This window comes from Pseudomonas sp. TUM25319 (assembly GCF_056388475.1).
Genome location: NZ_CM150751.1, coordinates 132,773 through 153,052, shown reverse-complemented (window position 1 = coordinate 153,052; position 20,280 = coordinate 132,773). Strand labels below are relative to the sequence as shown.

Below are 20,280 nucleotides of genomic sequence, written 5' to 3'. Positions count from 1 at the left end.
CATGACTACACCAATGACCAGTCTCTTCAATGTGAGCGACCTCGCCGTCATCTGAGCGGAACGAAGCCAGCACAAAGAAGAAAATAACCCAATACTTCATAAGGTCAAATCACCTGCTGGAGAGAGGGCCCGCAACTGTCAAACCCAAACCGCGACAAGATATACCGCCAGACTATCAACTGTATTACCTAGAAATTACAAATCCGTCATTTGAGCCCCGGCACGCTCATTTTGATTTACCATCCCTTTCAATAATGCCGGCGCGCGTGCGCGGTTAATTGCTCAGTGATATCGAGACAAAATCCCATGCGAATTCTGGTAATTGAGGATGAAGTAAAAACTGCGGAGTATGTGCGTCAAGGTCTGACGGAATGTGGCTATGTCGTAGATTGCGTCCACACCGGGTCAGATGGATTATTCTTGGCTAAGCAGCACGAATATGAGCTGATTATCCTGGATATAAATCTGCCAGAGATGGACGGTTGGCAGGTCCTTGAGTTGTTGCGTCGTAAAAACTGCCCTTCCCGTATCATGATGCTGACGGCGAGAAGCCGGCTGGCGGATAAGGTCCGGGGGCTGGAGAACGGAGCAGATGACTACCTGATCAAGCCATTTGAGTTCCCTGAGCTGCTGGCCCGGGTTCGCGCCTTGATGCGCAGGTCAGATCACCCTGCATCCGTAGAGGTCATTCGCGTCGCTGACCTGGAGCTTGATCAGAGCCGGCACAGGGCATTCAGGGACGGTCAGCGCATTGACCTGACCACGAAAGAATTCGCGTTACTGCATTACCTGATGCGTAATACCGGTGTGGTGCTGAGCCGCACCCAAATTATTTCGCAGGTTTGGGATATGAATTTTGACTGCGACACAAACGTTGTAGAGGTGTCGATTCGAAGACTCAGAGCCAAGATAGATGACCCTTTCGAGACCAAACTGATACATACGCTTCGGGGCGTAGGGTATGTGCTTGAAAAACGATAGTTGCCAAGCTCTCTAGTACCGAAAATCCGCTACATGCTCCCGTCGCTTGCGAACTTGAGGTTTCTGTTTACGATCCGCGGCGCTGATTCCTCACTCAACAAATGAGGTAGGCTGTACATGAGGTATAGCATTGATTATCAGCAGGTTTCGCAAGGACAATCCGATGCCAGCATTGATGCCTGTCCAGCTGACATTGTCTTCAACAGCGACCATGGCCTAGCTCTTATCCCGTGCGTTGGCGATGTTATCAACCTCCCCTCTACGGCGGTCAAAGAAGGGGTTTGCGGCATCGTTAGATCAAGGATTTTCAATTATCTCAGAGGTCCTGAAGAGCTGTACTGTCACGTCAATATTCTCGTTGAGGAGGCGGACATCAATTTCGAAAGTCTCATCTCGGAATACATGCGCAATCAGTCACGTGCTCGCTCGCCTTCTTCATAAAGTCGAAGGCGGGCCAGTCCATTAATGGTTGTGTATGGGTGAGGGTTCAGCAGAGCGAGCGCCTACTGAGCACCAGAGATGAATAGTCACAGCCTAGTGGTTTAACGCGGTACTGCTGGTGTACGCAGGGCCGGACTCATTGTTTTTTGAATGGCGCATTGCAGCACATAGAAATATAAAACCCCGGAAGCAAATACGATTGCGGACAGATAAGCAAACTCAGAGTCTAAAACCCCGGAAACCATATACAATTTAATCGTGATAGAACCCATAATAATTCCGGTACAGTACATGACGCCTGTGAACTGATTGCCCAAAAAACTCAGTATGCCGCTGAAGGCATTGTTCGCACTCAACAGCATTGCTTTCAGTATCGTCCAGCCGAGAACTGGCAGAAAAGCCTTGATCATGAAGGCGAATAACATCGACGATGCAAACAGTTTTATCGGGGTTTCTGCCCACGGCTTGATGGTGCCGTCTACTTCAACGCCGGTATACAAGATGATATTCAGAATAATCGCCATAAGGGTGCATATGCCGAGGCGTATCATTTCCCGCTTAAGCGGGGCCATCATTATCACTGCGTGAATCTTGTTTCCAAAGTATCGTTTTAGTCCTTGGATCGACATTTTTCTTCCTATGCTCTCGGGTATGACGCTGTTGTAGCGTTGTATGACGGTCATGCTTTTACCCGAAGAGAGGTGACGCTTCAACGGTCCTGAATTGCGCAGGGGATCTCATGTCCTTCCCCTGGCTGGGTAGCTTGCTGAGAAATTCTCATCTACCTGCGTGGCAACGATGCGGCCACCCCGCCGCCGTCAGAGCTCTGGAGGACTGGCTGCTGTCAGCAACTCATCGAGTGACGGAACCTTAGCGTTTGCACTGAGGACGAGTGTTCTGGATCGGAGTATGGATACATCAAAGAAAGATTCGCACTCGACTCTTCCGTTTACTTCTCTCCAGTGGGTGACTTCTGGTATCAACTCATTAGGCACCGGGTATAGTGCCATAGGGTTATGGAATACCTCCACTTCAGCAGACCACGGCTCGTAGCCATATTGCGGCCAGAGCTGACCGTAGTCGCTGGACGCTACATCCAACAGAAATGGGATACCTCGTGATGCTCCCGGAGAACGGTCGAAAAACTCACCAAACCGCAAGTATCGGTACCCGTCTAGATGAGCTCCACCTGAGATCGGCACTCGGCTGAGCTTTGGCACTGTGCAGGCATTGGTGAAAATGACCGCTGAAAGATGGGCATTTTCCATTAGCGTAAATAGGCCGTTGGGGCGCCCTGATAGCAGAGATGTCTCTTCCTCCACAGTTATCAGGTGCGTACCACGATGCGCAGATGAGTGAACTGCAAAGCCATAGAGATAGCTGATGAGCGACTCCCTGCTCCACAGCATTGAACTGGGCGCATGGAAATCGGCTAAGGCCAGAATGAGCGGCTTACCCTCCACGTGCGGTAGGGATTCGTAACGCTTGTCCAATTTGTTTTGGATGGTCCTCGCAAACCTTTCTGCAGCCGCTCCTAAGAAACGCTCATGTCGGTCAGCGGGTGGGGGGACCGGCGAGGCGCCAAAATGCTCATACCGCTCTTCCGGGTTGGCTGTCACTGCTTCAACCCAGGCCTCATCTCCCAGCCTATTCTCGATGTGAAAATCGGGTGATTCTTTAGGCTGGGTGACCAAGAGTCCCTGTTCACGAAAAATCGCTAATAGGTGGGCTTCCCAGAGGCGGGTGTGAAAATTCTCAGTCTGGCAATCGGGAACCCAATTTCTGTCTGGGGATGGCAGTGCGAGATACAGTTGATTCAGCGCCCACGCCCCAATACGGCGGCTTGGATCAAATAGTGATTTGAACACCACGCTTGGTGTGCGCTTACCCATTCTGCTTAGAGGAGCACGTCGTCGTTCACCTGAAGGGAGTGGAAGCGGATGGGCTTGGGTATAGAGAAAATGGCTGATTGAGGCGCGGGCTTCAGACTCGCCAGTGGTGCGCTCACTATGGCTGAGGAGCACCCACACGCTATCGACACGACGCCGCAAGGTGACAATTCCGAAGCTGCCGGAATGGATATTTCGGGTTAGAGCGGCACAAGAAATTCCGTCCTCACTAAGCCATGCCCCTACTGGCGGGCTGTCCCCAAACCCCAACCCTCGTGGAAGCGACAAAGCGATTAGATCGAACATCGGCGCAGCAATTTCTTTCATTCGCTGATCTCGGCAGCCGTCAAAATGCATTCCATCAATGCCTCGGAGCGTGCCCGCCGGCGATGGCATCGGTGGAGGTACCTATTGAAGAAGGGGGCCTTGTTCCACCAGGACATCTCGGTTGGTGAAGATGGTCTCAATGGTTGCAGCCTCGGCAGCCACATGAGTCTTTCGCGTGATCTCTTCAAGGGCCAGTTCGAGCCGGTAGTCTTGGAAATACTCGTACAGCTTTTCAGAGCTCTCGGATATCTCCTCCCCACCATTCTTCGCGAACAAGATGTGGATGATCGCTGCGAGTGGGAGAGAGATGTCGAGATCCTTCTCTTCTGCATCTGAATCCGAGTTCAAACCGTCGAAATACCTCTCCAGATGACTCTGGAGCTCCTCAAGCCAGAACTGAGATAGGTTGCTTGGAAGGGAGCTTTCAGGCCCGGTCAGAAGGACTTCATCTCTGAATAGAGCCAGCAGATTGGGGTTTGCCATGGAGGACCTCACGATTAGATTTGAGAGCAACTGGTCAGCATAGTCCACCTCAAGATGACCACCTCCTTGACGCCCATCCTGGTGCTCCTGAGCATCAGACGAGTGAATCGCCCCGAAACCTGTAGATACAAAATGACCGCTTCTCGCCGTTAGCTGCCTTTCTTGAAGGACAGCTTTGGGTCGATAGCGGCCTTCGTGGAGGTTGGTGTCTACGGGGTCGGTTTAGTCAATCTGAATCTCCGGTTTCACCTCCGTGAGGCCGGCCATCGTCATGCATCAGATCTTGATTGACACGCGTGCCGCTTTGGATAGCCTTGCAATTGAGGGCTGCAACTGCGCATTTGTCGGGCCTGGGTACCAGCATGAGCCCCCCGCAATTTTGGCAGCAGAGGAAGCTGGTTCCTCTGAAGTAGTGACGGCGGGCATTGCCAGTCGGATTCTGAACCCAAGGTCGCCAGACTAGGAGCTAAAGGATCGCTGCGACTACTCCTCATCCCTTACCGAAAAGTCACGCGTCGGTCGTAAACGGCCCTTTCCAGGCCAATCAACTTTTGTGATTGGTGAGTAGGGATTTCTCGGCTTTTCTGTGAAAAGCACCCCTTCATTTCACAAAAAAAATGGCGAAGATTCCAATTTCACGGGGTCTGGCCTATCACCTATTTTGTGAACCTACAGTGTTCCACGTGAAACAAAGAACCCCGGCGAATGTGCCGGGGTTTTTTATGGGCTGTGCTTTTACAGGCCCAATTCTCGTAAACGGCGATACAGCGTTCGTTCACTCATGCCCAAGTGTCGCGCCAACTCACTGCGTGAACCTTCGAAGCTCTCCAGCGTTTGCGCCAGCCGCGCACGCTCATTCGAGGCGCCACGAACCGGCTGCACCGAAGCGCCCTCCCCGCTGATCTCTGGCGGTAGATGCTCTGCCCGAATCACGCCGTCGTCCGCAAATAGCCGTGCTCGTTCGAGGATATTGCGCAGCTCTCGGATATTGCCGGGGAAGGTGTAAGCCCGAAGCAGTTGCAGCGCTTGCTTGTCGATGTGCGGCGCGGTGTTGCCCGCGATGCGCTGCAGCAGGGTTTCGATCAGCAGCGGCAGATCTTCACCCCGCTCGCGAAGAGACGGCAGGCGAATGGGAAATCCACTGATGCGGTAATACAGGTCTTCGCGGAAGGTCCCTTCTGCCGCCATTTCTTTCAGCGGCTTGTGGGTGGCACACACCAGGCGGAAGTCCGAGTGTACGGTGCGCAAGCTGCCCACCGGCCGGAAGCTGCCGGACTCGATCAGGCGCAACAGTTTCACCTGCATCGCCAGCGGCACTTCGCCGATCTCATCGAGGAACAGGGTTCCGCCATGGGCGGCTTCCGCCAACCCTGTCTTGCGTTGTAGTGCGCCAGTGAACGCGCCCTTCTCGTAGCCGAACAGTTCGCTCTCGAACAGTGAGTCGGTAAGGCCGGTGCAGTCCACCACCACCAGGGGACCTTCGGCCCGCGAGCTGCCCAGATGCAAGGCACGGGCGAACAGTTCCTTGCCGGTTCCTGATTCCCCTTGCAGCAATACCGGAATCTGCGCCGGCGCGGCTCGCTGCAACCCTTCCAATGCCCGTTTGAACGCCGATGATCGGCCCACCAATCCATGTTGCTGCGGTTGCGCGGACGCCAGGGTGATGCGGTTGAGGCGCTCGACAAACGCAATCACCTGGCCCTCGGCATCCAGGATTGGCCGCAGTTCCACATCCACATGCTCCGGCCCTCGCGGGGTGTGGTGGACGTGCAGCATGCGTTCGGCCACACGGCTTTCCCGGGCCTTGCGCATGGGACAGACCTCGCCGGCCTGGTCGCAAGGAACCGCGTAGTGATGAGAGACACGATGGCACTTGGCGCCGATGGCCGGCTTGCCCTCCACGCCGAATTGGCGCTGATAGGCGCTGTTGGCCGCGAGGATGTTGTAGTCGGTGTCCAGCACGATAGCGGGCTGAAGATCGTGTTCGAGGTAGGACACCAGCGCCTGGATGGCGGGATGGGTCATGGCGGAGGACAGCGTGGTCATGGCGACACCTGGGAAAGCTCGGCGGCAGCTTAGCGCATGACGGCGGCACTGCCAAAGACTGCCAAGGTCTGCCACTGCCCTGCCATCCGACGCGGCAGTCACTGTCAGCCGGATAGGCCAGACTCAATGAAACCGGGACGTTGATCCCGTCGACGCCGTGGCACACATCTTGAAAACCCCTGTCGACGATTGGCAAGCCTGCGTGCTGGCGCCAGCAGACCTTCTGGAGAAAGGGTAATGATCATAGGCGGCAATTTGTATGTGGAAGCGCTGTTCGACAGTGCAACCTGGACCATCAGCTACCTGGTGATGGACAACCAGACCCGGCACTGCGCACTGATCGACAGTGTGCTCGACTACGATCCCAAGTCCGGTCGCACCGACAGCCACAGCGCCGACCGGCTGATCGCCCGCGTCCGCGAACTGGGCGCCAGCGTGCAGTGGATTCTGGAGACCCATGTACATGCCGATCATCTTTCGGCAGGTGCCTATCTGAAACAGGCGTTGGGTGGACAGCTGGCGATCGGCAGTCAGATCACCCAGGTGCAGAAGACCTTCGGTGCGCTGTTCAATGCGGGCCCCGCGTTCGCCCGGGACGGCAGTCAGTTCGACGTGCTGTTCGACGACAACGCCGCCTTCCGCATCGGCGAGCTGCAAGCGCATGCGCTGCATACCCCTGGCCATACACCGGCATGCATGACCTATGTGGTGGAACTGGCCGGCGAGACAATCGCCTTCGTAGGCGACACGCTGTTCATGCCCGACTACGGCACCGCCCGTTGCGACTTCCCCGGTGCCGATGCGCGCACCCTGTTCCGCTCGATCCAGCGCATTCTCGATCTGCCTGCGGACACTCGTCTGTTCATGTGCCACGACTACCTGCCCGGTGGCCGCGAGCTGCGCTACATGACCACCGTCGCCCAGCAGCGTGCCAGCAACATCCATATCCGCCAGGGTATCGCCGAGGACGAATTCGTCGCCATGCGCCAGGCCCGTGACGCCACCCTGGAGATGCCCGTGCTCATGCTGCCGTCCGTGCAGATCAACATGCGTAGCGGCCAGTTTCCCGAGCCGGAAGCGAACGGCGTGAGCTACCTGAAGATTCCTCTCAACGCCCTGTGATGCCGTTGTACCCAAACATTATTAGAAAGGAAGTTCCACCATGCCTGCTGCCACCCTCCCCGTTTCCGGCCGCGAGGTCGATCATCATTGCGTGCTGATCATCGGCGCCGGTGCCGCCGGAATCGCTGTTGCGGCGAGCCTGAAGGCTCGCGACCGTTCACTCGACATTGCCGTGGTCGATCCGGCCGATGTGCATTACTACCAGCCCGGCTGGACCCTGGTCGGTGCCGGCGTCTTTCAGGCCAGCAGTACCGCCCGAACCCTGGCTTCGACGGTGCCCACGGGTGTGCGCTGGATCAAGACCGCCGTCAGTCGCTTCGAACCTGAAACCAGGCGCGTGACCCTCACTGATGGCCGGACGGTGAGCTACGAGCAACTGATCGTCTGCCCCGGCCTCAAGCTCGACTGGCAGGCCATCGACGGTCTGGAGCAGACCCTCGGCCGTAACGGTGTCACCTCCAATTACCGCTACGACCTGGCGCCCTACACTTGGGAGCTGGTGCGCAACCTGCGCGGCGGACGTGCCCTGTTCACCCAGCCACCGATGCCGATCAAGTGTGCCGGGGCGCCGCAGAAAGCCATGTACCTCTCCTGCGATCACTGGTTGCGCAGCGGCCGGTTGGGCGCGATCCGCACGCAATTCTTCAATGCGGGGGCGGTGCTGTTCGGCGTGGCCGATTACGTGCCGGCGCTGATGGAGTACGTCGACCGCTACGGCATCGATCTCAACTACAGCCATCGGCTGACGGCCGTGGACGGTCCGGGCAAGCGCGCGACCTTCGTCCGGACTTTGCCGGACGGCAGTACTGAAACCCTGACGCAGCCCTTCGACATGCTGCATGTGGTACCGCCGCAGATAGCCCCCGATGTGATCCGCACCAGTCCCTTGGCCGATGCTGCCGGCTGGCTGGATGTCGACCCGGCCACCTTGCGCCATCGCCAGTTCGCCGACATCCATGGCCTGGGCGACGTGATCAACACCGGCAATGCCAAGACCGCGGCAGCCGCCCGCAAGCAGGCACCGGTGGTCGCCAACAATGTGCTGGCGGCACTCGGGCGCTTGCCGAACGTGATGGCATACGACGGCTACGGCTCCTGCCCGCTCACCGTGGCACGGGGCAAGATCGTACTGGCGGAGTTCACCTATGGCGGCAAGCTGGCGCCGAGCTTCCCGCGCTGGCTGCTGGACGGGCGCAAGGCAACCCGGATGGCCTGGTGGCTGAAGGCTCGGGTGCTACCGCCACTGTATTGGCGCGGGATGCTGAAGGGGCGTGAGTGGCTGGCGCGACCGACCCTCCGCGTGGATGAGGTTCGCCCGTGATCGAGCACGAACTGCTGGGCGCCGCGTTGGGCGCGATGGTTGGCGCGATCCTGGCGCTGACCGGTGCCGGCGGCGGCATCCTCGCCGTGCCATTGCTGGTGTTCGGCCTTGGCTTGTCGATGGTCGAGGCGGCGCCGGTCGGCCTGCTGGCGGTGGGGCTGGCGGCTGGCGTTGGCGCCGTACTGGGCTGGCGGCAAGGGCTTGTGCGTTATCGTGCAGCCTTCTTCATCGCAGGACTCGGGGTGGTGGCGTCGCCCTGTGGTTTCTGGCTGGCGCACCGATTGCCCAATGCACCGCTGGCGCTCGGTTTCTCGCTGGTGCTGGTGTACGCCTGCTCGCGCATGCTGCTCAAGGCCCGCAGGGAACTGCGTGGTGAGCCGGTCTGTGGCAATCGCCAGATCCAGCCCTGTGTGCTCAACCCGCTACAAGGGCGTCTGCGCTGGACCCTGCCCTGCGCCCGTGCCCTGGCCTTCACCGGCCTGACGGCAGGCCTGCTGTCGGGGTTGCTCGGCGTCGGCGGCGGGTTTGTCATCGTTCCCGCCCTTGGTCGCTACACCAACCTGCAGATGAAGAACATGGTCGCCACCTCCCTGGCGGTCATTGCGCTGGTGTCCTGCGGCAGCGTGCTGACGGCCAGTTTCAGCGGGGTGATGCCTTGGGCCGTCGGCGCCCCTTTCGCCGCAGGTGCACTGGCGGGACTGCTGGGCGGGCGCCAGGTCGCTCACCGTCTGGCCGGTCCACGGTTGCAGCAGGCATTCGCCGTGGTCGGGATTGGCGCTGCCGTGCTGCTGGCGCTGAACACCCTACTCGGCCAGTAGCTCGCCCTGCTCCTGAGCACACTGCGCCAGCAGGTAGTCCCAGACCACCCGCAGGCGCACCGACTTGTGCAGCTCGCGACGGGTGCTGATCCAGTAGCTGCGCTGGATGGTCTCGCTGGGCAGGATGCGCACCAGCTCCGGGTCGTGACGGGCCATGTAGTTGGGTAGCACAGCGATGCCCAGCCCGGCCCGCGCCGCATGCTGCTGGGCGATCACGCTGGTGCTGCGGAACACCACGTTCGGCGCCCGGCAGAAACTGTTGAGAAACAGCAGTTCCTGGCTGAACAGCAGGTCATCGACATAGCCGATCCAGCTGTGCCGGGCGAGGTCTTCGCGGCTGTTCAAGGCGGGCGCCCGGGCCAGGTAGTCACGGCTGGCGTAGAGCGCCAGCCGGTAGTCGGTGAGCTTGCGGGTGATCAACAGGTCGGCATTGGGCCGCTCCAGATGGATGCTGATTTCTGCCTCGCGGTTGATGATGCTGACGAACCGCGGCACCGCCACCAGTTCCACTTCCAGCCCCGGATAACGTTCGAACAGGCTGCCCATGCGCGGGGTGAAGAACATGATGCCGATGCCTTCGGTGACGCCGAGGCGGATCTTGCCCAGCGGCGTGATGGCCTGGGTGATTTCTTCCTGCGCCAGCAGCGCCACGTTCTCCATGGCTTCGGCGTGCTTGAGCAGGGCCTGGCCGGACGGGGTCAGTTCATAGCCCTGGGCGTGCTGCACGAACAATGCGGTGCCCAGGCTCTGCTCGATGTTCTCGATGTGCCGGGCGACCGTGCTATGGGTGGTATTGAGGCGTTTGGCGGCAGTGAGCAGGCGGCCGCTGCGCTGTAGTTCGAGAAAAAACCGCAGATCATTCCAGTCGAACATGAGCTGTTCCTGTTAACCGCAGGTTGGCCGGCGTTGTGTCAAAACGCACAGCGGTTGAGTGAAAACGAATGTTTTCATCTCGAAAATAATCAATAACACTGAAGGCAGACAAGAATAAAAATCAGGCGCGAGGTTCACATGCCATCAGCCGATCATGCCTACGACTACGTTATCGTCGGTGCCGGTCCCGCAGGCTGCCTGCTGGCCAACCGGCTTTCCACCGACCCCTCCTGCCGCGTCGCCCTGCTCGAAGCCGGTGGCCGCGACAACTACCCGTGGATTCACATCCCGGTGGGCTACCTCTACTGCATTGGCAACCCGCGCACCGACTGGTGCTTCAAGACCGAAGCGCAACCCGGCCTCAATGGCCGCGCCCTAGGCTATCCACGGGGCAAGGTGCTCGGCGGCTGTTCCTCGATCAACGGCATGATCTACATGCGCGGTCAGTCCGGCGACTACGATCGCTGGGCCGCCGAGGGCAACGAGGGCTGGGCGTGGAAGGACGTGCTGCCACTGTTCAAGGCCAGCGAACGGCACTTCGCCGGCGCCAGCGAGGCCCATGGCGGCGACGGTGAATGGCGGGTGGAGCGCCAGCGCTATTCCTGGGCGATCCTCGATGCTTTCCGCGAGGCGGCCGCGCAGCAAGGGATCGCCAACGTCGATGACTTCAACGGTGGCGACAACCAGGGCTGTGGATACTTTCAGGTCAACCAGAAGTCCGGGGTGCGCTGGAACGCGTCCAAAGCCTTCCTTCGCCCCATCGCCAACCGCCCCAACCTCAGCGTGCTCACCGGTGTCGAAGTGGACCGCGTGCTGCTGGAGGACGGTCGCGCCACGGCGGTACGGGCGCGTTTCGAAGGCCAGTGGCAGAGCTTCAAGGCCCGCCGCGAGATCCTGCTGTGCGCAGGCGCAGTCGGTTCGCCAGGCATCCTGCAGCGTTCCGGTATCGGCCCGCGCCCGCTGCTGGAGCGCCTGGGTATTGGTGTACGCCACGAACTGCCCGGCGTGGGTGGCAACCTGCAGGACCATCTTCAGCTACGCCTGATTTATCAGGTGGATAACGTTCGTACCCTCAACCAGGTGGCCAACAGCCTGGCAGGCAAAATGGGCATGGGCCTGCGTTATCTTTACGACCGCAGCGGCCCGCTGGCCATGGCGCCGAGCCAGTTGGGCGCCTTCGTCCGTTCCGGTCCGGAGCAGACCTCGGCGAACCTGCAGTATCACGTCCAGCCGCTGTCGCTGGACCGCTTCGGCGAACCCCTGCACCGCTTCGCCGCGTTCACCGCATCGGTGTGCAACCTGCGTCCGGTCAGCCGCGGGCGTGTGGATATCCGTTCGGCGGACCCTTCGGCATCCCCCTTGATCGATCCGAATTACCTCAGCGCTCCCGAGGACTTGCACGTCGCCGCGCAAGCCATCCGCTTGACCCGCGAGATTGTCCGTTCCCCTGCCCTGGCGCCCTTCTCGCCCCGCGAGTACCTGCCGGGGCCGTCGCTGAACACCGACGAGGAACTGCACCAGGCCGCCGGCCAGATCGGCACTACCATCTTCCATCCCGTTGGCACCTGCCGCATGGGCAGCGGTGCGCTCGACGTGGTGGACGCTCAACTGCGGGTCCACGGCATCAAGGGCCTGCGGGTTGCCGATGCCTCCATCATGCCCAACATCGTTTCGGGCAATACCTGCTCCCCCACCTTGATGATCGCGGAGAAGGCCGCGCAACTGATCCGCGAAGGCCATCAGGCCGCCAGTAGTGACCGCACGAAGATAGCGACGCCCTGAGCCTTGCGCAGGGTGGCGTGGCAACAGTGACGCCGGTAGCAGTCGGCCGGCGTCGACAGTGGACAACAACAATAATCACTGTGCCCCACGAGGGCCGAGGACAGCACGATGTCGGACACAATCCAGCAACAGGGCGCGACCACGGCGGCGAGCACTCGCCGCGAAGAGCGCAAGATCATTTTCGCGTCATCCCTCGGGACGGTTTTCGAGTGGTATGACTTTTTTCTCTACGGGGCCCTGGCCGCGGTCATCAGCAAGCAGTTCTTCGCCGGGGTCAACGACACCACGGCGTTCATCTTTGCGCTGATGGCGTTTGCCGCCGGGTTCCTGGTGCGTCCCTTCGGTGCGTTGGTATTCGGCCGCCTGGGGGACATGATCGGGCGCAAATACACCTTCCTGGTCACCATCGTGCTGATGGGCCTGTCCACCTTCGCCGTGGGCCTGCTGCCGACCTACGCCAGCATCGGCATTGCTGCGCCGATCATCCTGGTGGTGCTGCGCATGCTCCAGGGGCTGGCGCTCGGCGGTGAATACGGTGGTGCCGCCACCTACGTGGCCGAGCACGCACCGCCCGGCAAGCGCGGTTTCCACACCGGCTTCATTCAGTCCACCGCCACCCTTGGGCTGCTGCTGTCGTTGCTGGTGGTGCTTGCCAGCCGCTACATCAGTGGCGATGAGTTCGAAACCTGGGGCTGGCGCCTGCCCTTCCTGCTGTCCATCGTGCTGCTGGCAATCTCCACCTGGATCCGCATGAGCATGCATGAGTCGCCGGCGTTCGTGAAAATGAAGGCCCAGGGCAAGGTCAGCAAGTCGCCAATCCGCGAGTCGTTCACCTCCTGGCCGAACCTCAAGGTGGTGCTCACCGCCCTGTTCAGCATCAACGCCGGGCAAGCGGTGACCTTCTACACCGCACAGTTCTACGTGCTGTTCTTCATGACCCAGATGCTCAAGATGGACCCGGCCCAGGCCAATACCCTGCTGATCATCAGCGTGGTGATCGGTGCGCCGTTCTTTGTTTTCTTCGGCTGGCTGTCGGATCGCATCGGCCGCAAACCGATCCTGATGCTCGGCCTGCTGCTGGCGACCCTGCTGTATTTCCCGCTGTTCAAGGCGCTGAGCCATTACGCCAACCCGCAGATCGACGCCGCCAGCCGCCAGTCGCCCATCGTGGTGATGGCCGATCCCGCCGGCTGCACCTTCCAGTTCGACCCTGTGGGTAAAGCGCGCTTCGACAGCCCCTGCGACAAGGTCAAGACCTTCCTGGTCAAGCAGGGCCTGCCGTACAGCTCCCAGTCGATGCCGGCGGGCAGCAGCGTCGCGGTGACCATCGGTGAGCAGCGTATCGTCGGCTTCGACGAAGCCGCCCTGCGTGCAGCCATCGAGAAGGCCGGCTACCCGGCCAAGGCCGACGCGGCGAGCGTCAACCAGCCGATGGTGGTGCTGCTGATCGTGGTGATGATCCTGATCGCCACCATGACCTACGGGCCCCTGGCAGCGGTGATGGTCGAGCTGTTCCCGACCCGTATCCGCTACACCTCGATGTCCCTGCCCTACCACATCGGCAATGGCTGGTTCGGTGGCTTCCTGCCCACCGTGTCGTTCGCCCTGGTGGTGTACACCGGCGACATTTTCTACGGCCTCTGGTACCCGGTGCTGATCACCGGTGTCAGCCTGGTGGTGGGTCTGTTCTGTCTTAAAGAGACCCGCGATGTGGATATCGACAAGGTCTGAATGACGGGCACAAAAAAACCGGCGTAAAAGCCGGTTTTTTTATTCCCCGAAAAAACTTATGCACGATTTACATAAACCAGTCATACAGAGAAATATGTATACAGATTAGTAACTTAGCTTCGTTTTTTTGAAAGGATCCAAATATTGTCAACAAGTTATCCACAGAACGCTCAGGCTACCGACTGGGTTTCGCTCACCGCCTGTTGCGGTGGCAGCGAGCCCATCTCGCGCTGAGTCTTTTCGTTCCAGGCGGCGGCGCGGTCGTTCAGCTCGGCGATGGCCCGCGGGCCAGTGCCTTCGGCCCACATCGGCTCGCCAATCACCACTTCGATGGTGCCGGCACGTTTTCCCCAGCCTTCCTTCGGCCAGTACTTGCCGGCGTTGTGAGCAATCGGCAGCACCGGCAGGTTGGCGTTCACCGCCAGGGCGGCGCCACTGCGCGAGAACTTGCCGATCTGGCCGTACGGCACGCGGGTGCCTTCAGGGAAGATCAGCACCCAGACGTTTTCCTTGAGCAGCTTGTCGCCCTTGGCGGCCACTTGCTTGAGGGCCGCCTTGGGGTTGTCGCGGTCGATGGCGATCGGCCGCAGCATGGCCATTGCCCAGCCAAAGAACGGCACGAACAGCAGTTCACGCTTGAGCACCTGGCTCAGGGGCTGGAAGTAGGCCGACAGGAAGAAGGTTTCCCAGGTGCTCTGGTGATTGGACAGGATCACGCAGGGCCGCTCGGGAATGTGTTCGGCACCGGTCACCTTGACCCGGATATTCAGGAACACCCGCACCAGCACCAGCGCAAAGCGGCACCAGTAGACGTTGATCCAGCGGTAGCGGTAACGGAACGGCAGGAACGGCGCGATAAAGAAGCTGAGGGAGCACCAGATCAGCGCGCTGGCGCCCAGCAACACATAAAACGGAACGATTCTGATCGCCTGCAGGATCGACATAGCGGCTTGTACCGTTGCGGGAAGTCCCGCCTAGTAAGAGTGCGCCCGCGAGGAGCTGACGCGCTATTTGTGGATAAGTGCTCTGGCGACGGCAGCCAGGTCATCGAAAATCAGTGTATCCGGCGGTACGCCCTTGGAGAGGGTCTTCTCGCCCTTGCCGGTACGAACCAGAACCGGTTGTGCATCGACGGTCAGCGCGGCGTCCAGGTCACCACGGCTGTCGCCGACGAACCACACGCCGGCCAGATCCACACCGTAATGCCCGGCAATCTGCCGCAGCATTCCGGGTTTGGGCTTGCGGCAATCACAGCCCTCGTCCGGCCCGTGCGGGCAGTGGACGATCATGCCCACCTCGCCACCCAGCCCGGCCACCAGCTCGCGCAGGCGGGCGTGCATGGCGTCGAGGGTGGACAGCGGGTAGTAGCCGCGAGCGATGCCGGACTGGTTGGTAGCAACCGCTACCGTCCAGCCGGCCTGGCTCAACTGCGCGATGGCCTCGATCGAGCCGGGAATCGGAATCCACTCGTCCAGCGACTTGATGTAGGCGTCGGAGTCCTGGTTGATCACTCCGTCACGATCGAGAATCAGCAGTTTCAAGGCTTACCCCAGCAGCGAGATGTCGGCCACGCCCAGGAACAGACCGCGCAGGCGGCTGAGCAGGGCATAACGGTTGGCACGCACGCTGGCGTCCTCGGCATTGACCATCACCGCTTCGAAGAACGCATCCACCGGCTCGCGCAGGGCGGCCAGGCGCGCCAGCGACTCGGTGTACTGGCGGGACGCGGCCATCGGCTGCACGGCCTGGTCGGCCTGCTGGATTGCCGAGTACAGCGAGAACTCGTTGGCGTTGTCGAAGTACTTGGGCTCGACCTGGGTCGCGATGGCGCCCTCGGCCTTGCTCAGCAGGTTCGATACGCGCTTGTTCACCGCCGCCAGGGCCGCCGCTTCCGGCAGTTGACGGAACGCCTGAACGGCCTGAACGCGCTGGTCGAAGTCCAGGGCAGAGCCCGGCTTCAGGGCGCGAACCGACAGGTAGGTGGCGACGTCGATGCCTTCGTCTTCATAGCGCGCACGCAGGCGGTCGAAGATGAACTCCAGCACCTGCTCGGCGAAGCCGGCGGACTTGACCTTGGCACCGAACTGGGCGACAGCGAATTCCACGGCGTCGTTCAGGTCCAGGTCCAGCTGCTTCTCGATCAGGATCCGCAGCACGCCCAGGGCCGCACGGCGCAGGGCATAAGGGTCCTTGGAGCCGGTTGGCAGCATGCCGATGCCGAAGATGCCAACCAGGGTGTCGAGCTTGTCGGCGATGGCCACGGCCGCACCGGTCAGGGTCGATGGCAGTTCGGCACCCGCACCCCGTGGCATGTACTGCTCGTTCAGGGCCAGGGCGACGTCTTCCGGCTCACCGTCGTTTAGCGCGTAGTAGTAACCGGCAACACCCTGCATTTCAGGGAATTCGCCGACCATCTCGGTGGCCAGGTCGCACTTGGACAGCAGGCCGGCGCGGGCTGCGCGCTGGGCGTCGCCGCCGATCTTGCCGGCGATGAACGCGGCCAGCTTGCCGACGCGCTCGGCCTTGTCGAAGACGCTGCCCAGTTGAGCCTGGAACACCACGTTCTGCAGGCGCTCGTTGAAGCTTTCCAGCGGCTGCTTCTTGTCTTGCTTGAAGAAGAACTCGGCGTCGGTCAGGCGTGGGCGCACGACCTTCTCGTTACCTTCGATGATCTGCTTCGGATCGCGGCTCTCGACGTTGGCCACGGTGATGAAGCGCGGCAGCAGCTTGCCGTCGACGTCCAGCAGGCAGAAGTACTTCTGGTTGTCCTGCATGGTGGTGATCAGCGCTTCCTGCGGCACTTCGAGGAAACGCTCCTCGAACGAGCAGACCAGCGGAACCGGCCACTCGACCAGTGCGGTCACTTCGTCCAGCAGCGCTGGAGGAACGATGGCGGTGCCTTCCTGCTGCATCGCCAGTTCCGCAGTACGCTTGCTGATCAGCTCGCGACGCTCGGCGAAGTCGGCCAGGACATAAGCCTTGCGCAGGTCTTCCTGGTAGTTCGCCGGGGCGCTGATGCGCACGTTTTCCGGATGGTGGAAGCGGTGACCACGGGACTCGCGGCCAGCGGTCTGGGCGAGGATGGTGCAATCGACCACCTCGTCACCGAACAGCATCACCAGCCACTGGGTCGGACGCACGAACTCTTCGCGGCGGGCACCCCAGCGCATGCGCTTGGGAATCGGCAGGTCGTTCAGGGAGTCTTCGACGATGGTCGGCAGCAGGCTGGCGGTGGCCTTGCCCGGAATGTGCTGGGAGAAGCGCAGCTTGGCGCCGCTCTGGTCGATGTCCGACAGCTCCACGCCGCACTTCTTGGCGAAGCCCAGGGCTGCCTGGGTCGGGTTGCCTTCGGCGTCGAAGGCTGCCTGACGGGGCGGACCGTCGACATTGATGCTGCGGTCCGGCTGCTGGGTGTCCAGGTTGCGGATCAGTACGGCCAGACGGCGCGGCGCGGCGTAGACGTGCTTGGCGGTGTAGTTCAGGCCAGCGGCCTGCAGGCCTTTCTCGATGCCGGCAAGGAAGGCGTCGCCGAGGGTGGCGAGGGCTTTCGGTGGCAGTTCTTCGGTGCCCAGTTCAACCAGGAAATCTTGAGCACTCATTCTGCAGCCTCCAGCTTGGCCAACACTTCATCACGCAATTCGGGGGTCGCCATCGGGAAGCCCAGCTTGGCGCGGGCTTGCAGGTAGCTCTGGGCCACGGCCCGGGCCAGGGTGCGCACGCGCAGGATGTAACGCTGGCGCTCGGTTACCGAGATGGCACGGCGGGCGTCCAGCAGGTTGAAGGTGTGGGAGGCCTTGAGGACCATTTCATAGGTCGGCAGTGGCAGCTCCAGCTCGATCAGGCGGTTGGCTTCGCTTTCGTAGAAATCGAACAGCTCGAACAGCTTCTCGACGTTGGCGTGTTCGAAGTTGTAGGTCGATTGCTCCACTTCGTTCTGGTGGAACACGTCGCCGTAGGTCACCTTGCCGAACGGGCCGTCGGTCCAGACCAGGTCGTAGACCGAGTCGACGCCCTGCAGGTACATCGCCAGACGTTCCAGACCGTAGGTGATTTCACCGGTGACCGGCAGGCACTCGATGCCGCCGACCTGCTGGAAGTAGGTGAACTGCGTGACTTCCATGCCGTTGAGCCAGATTTCCCAACCCAGACCCCAGGCGCCGAGGGTTGGCGATTCCCAGTTGTCTTCGACGAAACGGATGTCGTGAACCAGCGGATCCAGGCCGATGGCTTTCAGCGAGCCGAGGTACAGCTCCTGGAAGTTGGCCGGGTTCGGCTTCAGGACCACCTGGAACTGGTAGTAGTGCTGCAGGCGGTTGGGGTTCTCGCCGTAGCGACCGTCGCCCGGGCGACGGCTTGGCTGCACATAGGCGGCGTTCCAGGTTTCAGGGCCTACGGCGCGCAGAAACGTGGCGGTATGAAAGGTGCCGGCGCCCACTTCCATATCGTAGGGCTGAAGCACCACACAACCTTGCTCGGCCCAGTATTGCTGGAGCGCGAGGATCAAGTCTTGGAAGGTACGCACGGCTGGCGTAGGCTGGCTCACGAAATTCACCTGTTTCTAGGGCTGCGAATATAAAGAGCGGGAGTATAACCCGATTCGCCCCGGCCTCTACCCATGGTGCTTTATGCCACGTTGCTTTTGGTGTACCGACGATCCGCTGTACCAGGCTTATCACGACCAGGAATGGGGAACGCCTCAGCGCGACGCGGGGCAGCTATTCGAGATGCTTTTGCTCGAAGGGTTCCAGGCGGGGCTTTCGTGGATCACCGTGCTGCGCAAACGCGAGCGTTACCGCCAGGTGATGTTCGGTTTCGATCCGAAGCGGCTGGCGCAGATGACCGACGAGGAAATCGAAGAGCGCATGCTTGACCCCGGCATCATCCGCAACCGCCTCAAGCTCAACGCTGCGCGCCGCAATGCGCGGGCCTGGCTGGCGCTGGATGACCCGGCGAACTTCCTCTGGTCTTTCGTCGGCGGCCAGCCGAAGGTCAATCACTTCAGCGGGCGCAGCGACGTGCCGGCGGTCACCGACGAAGCCAAGGCCATGAGCAAGGCGTTGCAGAAGGCCGGCTTCACCTTCGTCGGCCCGACCATCTGCTACGCCTTCATGCAGGCCACCGGCATGGTCATGGACCACACCACCGATTGCGATCGGTACGCCGCCCTGCTGCGCTGACGGTTACACTACGCGGCTTGCTTACGGAGGAACCTGCCTGTGGAAAAGTTCAAGGGCGCCTTGATGGTCGGGGCGTTGCGGTTGTTTGCCAAGCTGCCGTGGGGCGCTGTGCAACGGGTTGGCGCAGCCATCGGCTGGATCATGTGGAAAGTGCCGAACAGCTCCCGCGAGGTGGTGCGGATCAACCTGGCCAAGTGTTTCCCGGAGATGGACCCGGTCGAACGCGAAAAGCTGGTGGGCCGCACGCTGATGGATATCGGCAAATCCTTCACCGAAAGCGCCTGTGCCTGGATCTGGCCGGCGCAGCGCTCCATCGACCTGGTGCGTGAGGTCGAGGGCCTCGACGTGCTGAAGGACGCCCTGGCCTCGGGCAAGGGCGTGGTCGGCATCACCAGCCACCTGGGCAACTGGGAAGTGCTCAACCACTTCTATTGCAGCCAGTGCAAACCGATCATTTTCTACCGTCCGCCCAAGCTCAAGGCCGTGGACGACCTGCTGCGCGAGCAGCGCGTGCAACTGGGCAACCGCGTCGCGCCGTCCACCAAGGAAGGCATCCTGAGCATCATCAAGGAAGTGCGCAAAGGCGGCCAGGTGGGTATTCCGGCCGACCCGGAGCCGGCGGAATCGGCGGGGATCTTCGTGCCGTTCCTGGCGACCAAAGCGCTGACCAGCAAGTTCGTACCGAACATGCTGGCCGGTGGCAAGGCGGTAGGTGTGTTCCTGCATGCCCTGCGGCTGCCGGATGGTTCGGGCTTCAAGGTGATCCTGGAAGCGGCGCCGGAAGCGATGTACAGCACCGACACCGAGACCTCGGCGGCGGCCATGAGCCAGGTGGTGGAGAAGTATGTGCGGGCTTATCCGAGCCAGTACATGTGGAGCATGAAACGCTTCAAGAAGCGTCCGGCTGGCGAGGCTCGCTGGTACTGAGATTTCTGGGACCGCAAAGCGGTCCCAAAACCATTCAACTCAGTGTTCGGCTTTATCCAGCTTCTTGAGAAATACCGTCATCTCTTTTTCAGCCTGCTTGTCTCCATGAGCCTGCGCCGCAGCGATCCCCCGCTCCCAGGCATCCCGCGCCGCCAGGTTATCCCCAGCCGCCTGCCAGGCCTTGCCCAACAGCTTCCACGCCGCCGAGTACTTCGGGTCCAGTTCCACGCACCGCGCCAGGTGCACCGCCGCCTCGGCGCCGTTGCCCTCGTCCAGCCAAGACTTGCCCAAGCCAAAGCGCAGCAGCGGGTTATCCACACCCTTGGCGAGCATCTTTTCCAGCGATTCGCGCATTGCGTCGT

Annotated in this window: 19 protein-coding genes; 9 read left to right on the top strand and 10 right to left on the bottom strand. The window is 60.8% G+C overall.

What is annotated here, in order from left to right; translation table 11 throughout:
- The first annotated feature begins 306 nt into the window (after nt 1-306).
- Together AC05QJ_RS00690 and AC05QJ_RS00685 are read left to right on the top strand one after the other, a co-directional pair.
- Nucleotides 307-981: a heavy metal response regulator transcription factor gene (locus AC05QJ_RS00690; protein WP_003253420.1), complete on the top strand. Its 675-nt coding sequence runs from the start codon at nt 307-309 to the stop codon at nt 979-981.
- 117 nt (nt 982-1,098) lie between these two features.
- Nucleotides 1,099-1,422 carry a hypothetical protein gene (locus AC05QJ_RS00685; protein ID WP_010951457.1) on the top strand — a complete coding sequence of 108 codons (324 nt, stop codon included), beginning with the start codon at nt 1,099-1,101 and terminating at the stop codon, nt 1,420-1,422.
- A 101-nt stretch (nt 1,423-1,523) separates the two neighbouring features.
- On the opposite strand, the gene AC05QJ_RS00680 is transcribed toward AC05QJ_RS00685, so the two are convergent.
- From AC05QJ_RS00680 to AC05QJ_RS00665, 4 genes are all read right to left on the bottom strand, one after another.
- Nucleotides 1,524-2,051 carry a hypothetical protein gene (locus AC05QJ_RS00680; RefSeq protein ID WP_012269855.1) on the bottom strand — a complete coding sequence of 176 codons (528 nt, stop codon included), beginning with the start codon at nt 2,049-2,051 and terminating at the stop codon, nt 1,524-1,526.
- A gap of 189 nt (nt 2,052-2,240) precedes the next feature.
- Entirely contained in the window at nt 2,241-3,638 is a 1,398-nt protein-coding gene (locus AC05QJ_RS00675) for a hypothetical protein (RefSeq protein WP_224765890.1), read from the bottom strand.
- 81 nt (nt 3,639-3,719) lie between these two features.
- Nucleotides 3,720-4,121, bottom strand: a complete 402-nt coding sequence (locus tag AC05QJ_RS00670; RefSeq protein WP_012269857.1) for a hypothetical protein — start codon at nt 4,119-4,121, stop codon at nt 3,720-3,722.
- Between the two features lie 735 nt (nt 4,122-4,856).
- Nucleotides 4,857-6,167 (bottom strand): sigma-54 interaction domain-containing protein, encoded by a 1,311-nt coding sequence (locus tag AC05QJ_RS00665; RefSeq protein ID WP_476745153.1) that lies wholly within the window; start codon nt 6,165-6,167, stop codon nt 4,857-4,859.
- 237 nt (nt 6,168-6,404) lie between these two features.
- Here AC05QJ_RS00665 and AC05QJ_RS00660 point away from each other — a divergent pair, with 237 nt between their 5' ends.
- Genes AC05QJ_RS00660 through AC05QJ_RS00650 form a run of 3 tightly spaced genes read left to right on the top strand, consistent with a single transcriptional unit; the run spans nt 6,405 to nt 9,428 of the window.
- Nucleotides 6,405-7,289, top strand: coding sequence for an MBL fold metallo-hydrolase (locus tag AC05QJ_RS00660; RefSeq protein WP_476745152.1), 885 nt, complete (start codon nt 6,405-6,407; stop codon nt 7,287-7,289).
- Nucleotides 7,290-7,329: 40 nt separating this feature from the next.
- A complete protein-coding gene (locus AC05QJ_RS00655) occupies nt 7,330-8,610 on the top strand; it encodes an NAD(P)/FAD-dependent oxidoreductase (protein ID WP_476745151.1) in 1,281 nt (426 codons plus the stop codon).
- Nucleotides 8,607-9,428: a sulfite exporter TauE/SafE family protein gene (locus AC05QJ_RS00650; protein WP_476745150.1), complete on the top strand. Its 822-nt coding sequence runs from the start codon at nt 8,607-8,609 to the stop codon at nt 9,426-9,428. The genes AC05QJ_RS00655 and AC05QJ_RS00650 overlap by 4 nt, the downstream gene beginning before the upstream one ends.
- Here the strand turns inward: AC05QJ_RS00650 and AC05QJ_RS00645 are convergent.
- On the bottom strand, nt 9,414-10,301 hold the full coding sequence (locus AC05QJ_RS00645; protein ID WP_476745149.1) for a LysR family transcriptional regulator: 888 nt from the start codon (nt 10,299-10,301) through the stop codon (nt 9,414-9,416). The genes AC05QJ_RS00650 and AC05QJ_RS00645 overlap by 15 nt on opposite strands.
- A 138-nt stretch (nt 10,302-10,439) precedes the next feature.
- Here AC05QJ_RS00645 and AC05QJ_RS00640 point away from each other — a divergent pair, with 138 nt between their 5' ends.
- Together AC05QJ_RS00640 and AC05QJ_RS00635 are read left to right on the top strand one after the other, a co-directional pair.
- A complete protein-coding gene (locus AC05QJ_RS00640; protein WP_476745148.1) occupies nt 10,440-12,083 on the top strand; it encodes a GMC family oxidoreductase in 1,644 nt (547 codons plus the stop codon).
- A gap of 108 nt (nt 12,084-12,191) precedes the next feature.
- A complete protein-coding gene (locus AC05QJ_RS00635) occupies nt 12,192-13,814 on the top strand; it encodes an MFS transporter (protein WP_476745147.1) in 1,623 nt (540 codons plus the stop codon).
- A 170-nt stretch (nt 13,815-13,984) separates the two neighbouring features.
- Here the strand turns inward: AC05QJ_RS00635 and AC05QJ_RS00630 are convergent, their stop codons facing one another.
- From AC05QJ_RS00630 to glyQ, 4 genes are all read right to left on the bottom strand, one after another.
- Entirely contained in the window at nt 13,985-14,758 is a 774-nt protein-coding gene (locus tag AC05QJ_RS00630; protein ID WP_476745146.1) for a lysophospholipid acyltransferase family protein, read from the bottom strand.
- A gap of 63 nt (nt 14,759-14,821) precedes the next feature.
- On the bottom strand, nt 14,822-15,355 hold the full coding sequence (gene gmhB, locus AC05QJ_RS00625; RefSeq protein WP_476745145.1) for a D-glycero-beta-D-manno-heptose 1,7-bisphosphate 7-phosphatase: 534 nt from the start codon (nt 15,353-15,355) through the stop codon (nt 14,822-14,824).
- A gap of 3 nt (nt 15,356-15,358) precedes the next feature.
- On the bottom strand, nt 15,359-17,413 hold the full coding sequence (gene glyS, locus AC05QJ_RS00620) for a glycine--tRNA ligase subunit beta (protein ID WP_476745144.1): 2,055 nt from the start codon (nt 17,411-17,413) through the stop codon (nt 15,359-15,361).
- Nucleotides 17,410-18,357 (bottom strand): glycine--tRNA ligase subunit alpha, encoded by a 948-nt coding sequence (glyQ, locus tag AC05QJ_RS00615; protein ID WP_476745143.1) that lies wholly within the window; start codon nt 18,355-18,357, stop codon nt 17,410-17,412. Before glyQ ends, glyS begins: the two co-directional genes overlap by 4 nt.
- An 82-nt stretch (nt 18,358-18,439) precedes the next feature.
- On the opposite strand from glyQ, the gene AC05QJ_RS00610 reads away from it, so the two are divergent.
- Both AC05QJ_RS00610 and AC05QJ_RS00605 read left to right on the top strand, forming a co-directional pair.
- A complete protein-coding gene (locus tag AC05QJ_RS00610) occupies nt 18,440-18,991 on the top strand; it encodes a DNA-3-methyladenine glycosylase I (protein ID WP_476745142.1) in 552 nt (183 codons plus the stop codon).
- 39 nt (nt 18,992-19,030) lie between these two features.
- Entirely contained in the window at nt 19,031-19,918 is an 888-nt protein-coding gene (locus tag AC05QJ_RS00605) for a lysophospholipid acyltransferase (protein ID WP_476745141.1), read from the top strand.
- Nucleotides 19,919-19,957: 39 nt separating this feature from the next.
- Here AC05QJ_RS00605 and AC05QJ_RS00600 read toward each other — a convergent pair whose 3' ends face one another.
- The gene (locus tag AC05QJ_RS00600) at nt 19,958-20,272 is read right to left on the bottom strand and encodes a hypothetical protein (protein ID WP_476745140.1); all 315 of its coding nucleotides are present in this window, start codon (nt 20,270-20,272) and stop codon (nt 19,958-19,960) included.
- Between the last annotated feature and the right edge of the window lie 8 nt (nt 20,273-20,280).

What these genes read in the sequence shown, in the direction of transcription:
- AC05QJ_RS00690 (WP_003253420.1), top strand. Translation starts at nt 307, where the DNA reads ATGCGAATTCTGGTAATTGAGGATGAAGTAAAAACTGCGGAGTATGTG.
- AC05QJ_RS00685 (WP_010951457.1), top strand. Translation starts at nt 1,099, where the DNA reads ATGAGGTATAGCATTGATTATCAGCAGGTTTCGCAAGGACAATCCGAT.
- AC05QJ_RS00680 (WP_012269855.1), bottom strand. Translation starts at nt 2,051, where the DNA reads ATGTCGATCCAAGGACTAAAACGATACTTTGGAAACAAGATTCACGCA.
- AC05QJ_RS00675 (WP_224765890.1), bottom strand. Translation starts at nt 3,638, where the DNA reads ATGAAAGAAATTGCTGCGCCGATGTTCGATCTAATCGCTTTGTCGCTT.
- AC05QJ_RS00670 (WP_012269857.1), bottom strand. Translation starts at nt 4,121, where the DNA reads ATGGCAAACCCCAATCTGCTGGCTCTATTCAGAGATGAAGTCCTTCTG.
- AC05QJ_RS00665 (WP_476745153.1), bottom strand. Translation starts at nt 6,167, where the DNA reads ATGACCACGCTGTCCTCCGCCATGACCCATCCCGCCATCCAGGCGCTG.
- AC05QJ_RS00660 (WP_476745152.1), top strand. Translation starts at nt 6,405, where the DNA reads ATGATCATAGGCGGCAATTTGTATGTGGAAGCGCTGTTCGACAGTGCA.
- AC05QJ_RS00655 (WP_476745151.1), top strand. Translation starts at nt 7,330, where the DNA reads ATGCCTGCTGCCACCCTCCCCGTTTCCGGCCGCGAGGTCGATCATCAT.
- AC05QJ_RS00645 (WP_476745149.1), bottom strand. Translation starts at nt 10,301, where the DNA reads ATGTTCGACTGGAATGATCTGCGGTTTTTTCTCGAACTACAGCGCAGC.
- AC05QJ_RS00640 (WP_476745148.1), top strand. Translation starts at nt 10,440, where the DNA reads ATGCCATCAGCCGATCATGCCTACGACTACGTTATCGTCGGTGCCGGT.
- AC05QJ_RS00635 (WP_476745147.1), top strand. Translation starts at nt 12,192, where the DNA reads ATGTCGGACACAATCCAGCAACAGGGCGCGACCACGGCGGCGAGCACT.
- AC05QJ_RS00630 (WP_476745146.1), bottom strand. Translation starts at nt 14,758, where the DNA reads ATGTCGATCCTGCAGGCGATCAGAATCGTTCCGTTTTATGTGTTGCTG.
- glyS (WP_476745144.1), bottom strand. Translation starts at nt 17,413, where the DNA reads ATGAGTGCTCAAGATTTCCTGGTTGAACTGGGCACCGAAGAACTGCCA.
- AC05QJ_RS00610 (WP_476745142.1), top strand. Translation starts at nt 18,440, where the DNA reads ATGCCACGTTGCTTTTGGTGTACCGACGATCCGCTGTACCAGGCTTAT.
- AC05QJ_RS00600 (WP_476745140.1), bottom strand. Translation starts at nt 20,272, where the DNA reads ATGCGCGAATCGCTGGAAAAGATGCTCGCCAAGGGTGTGGATAACCCG.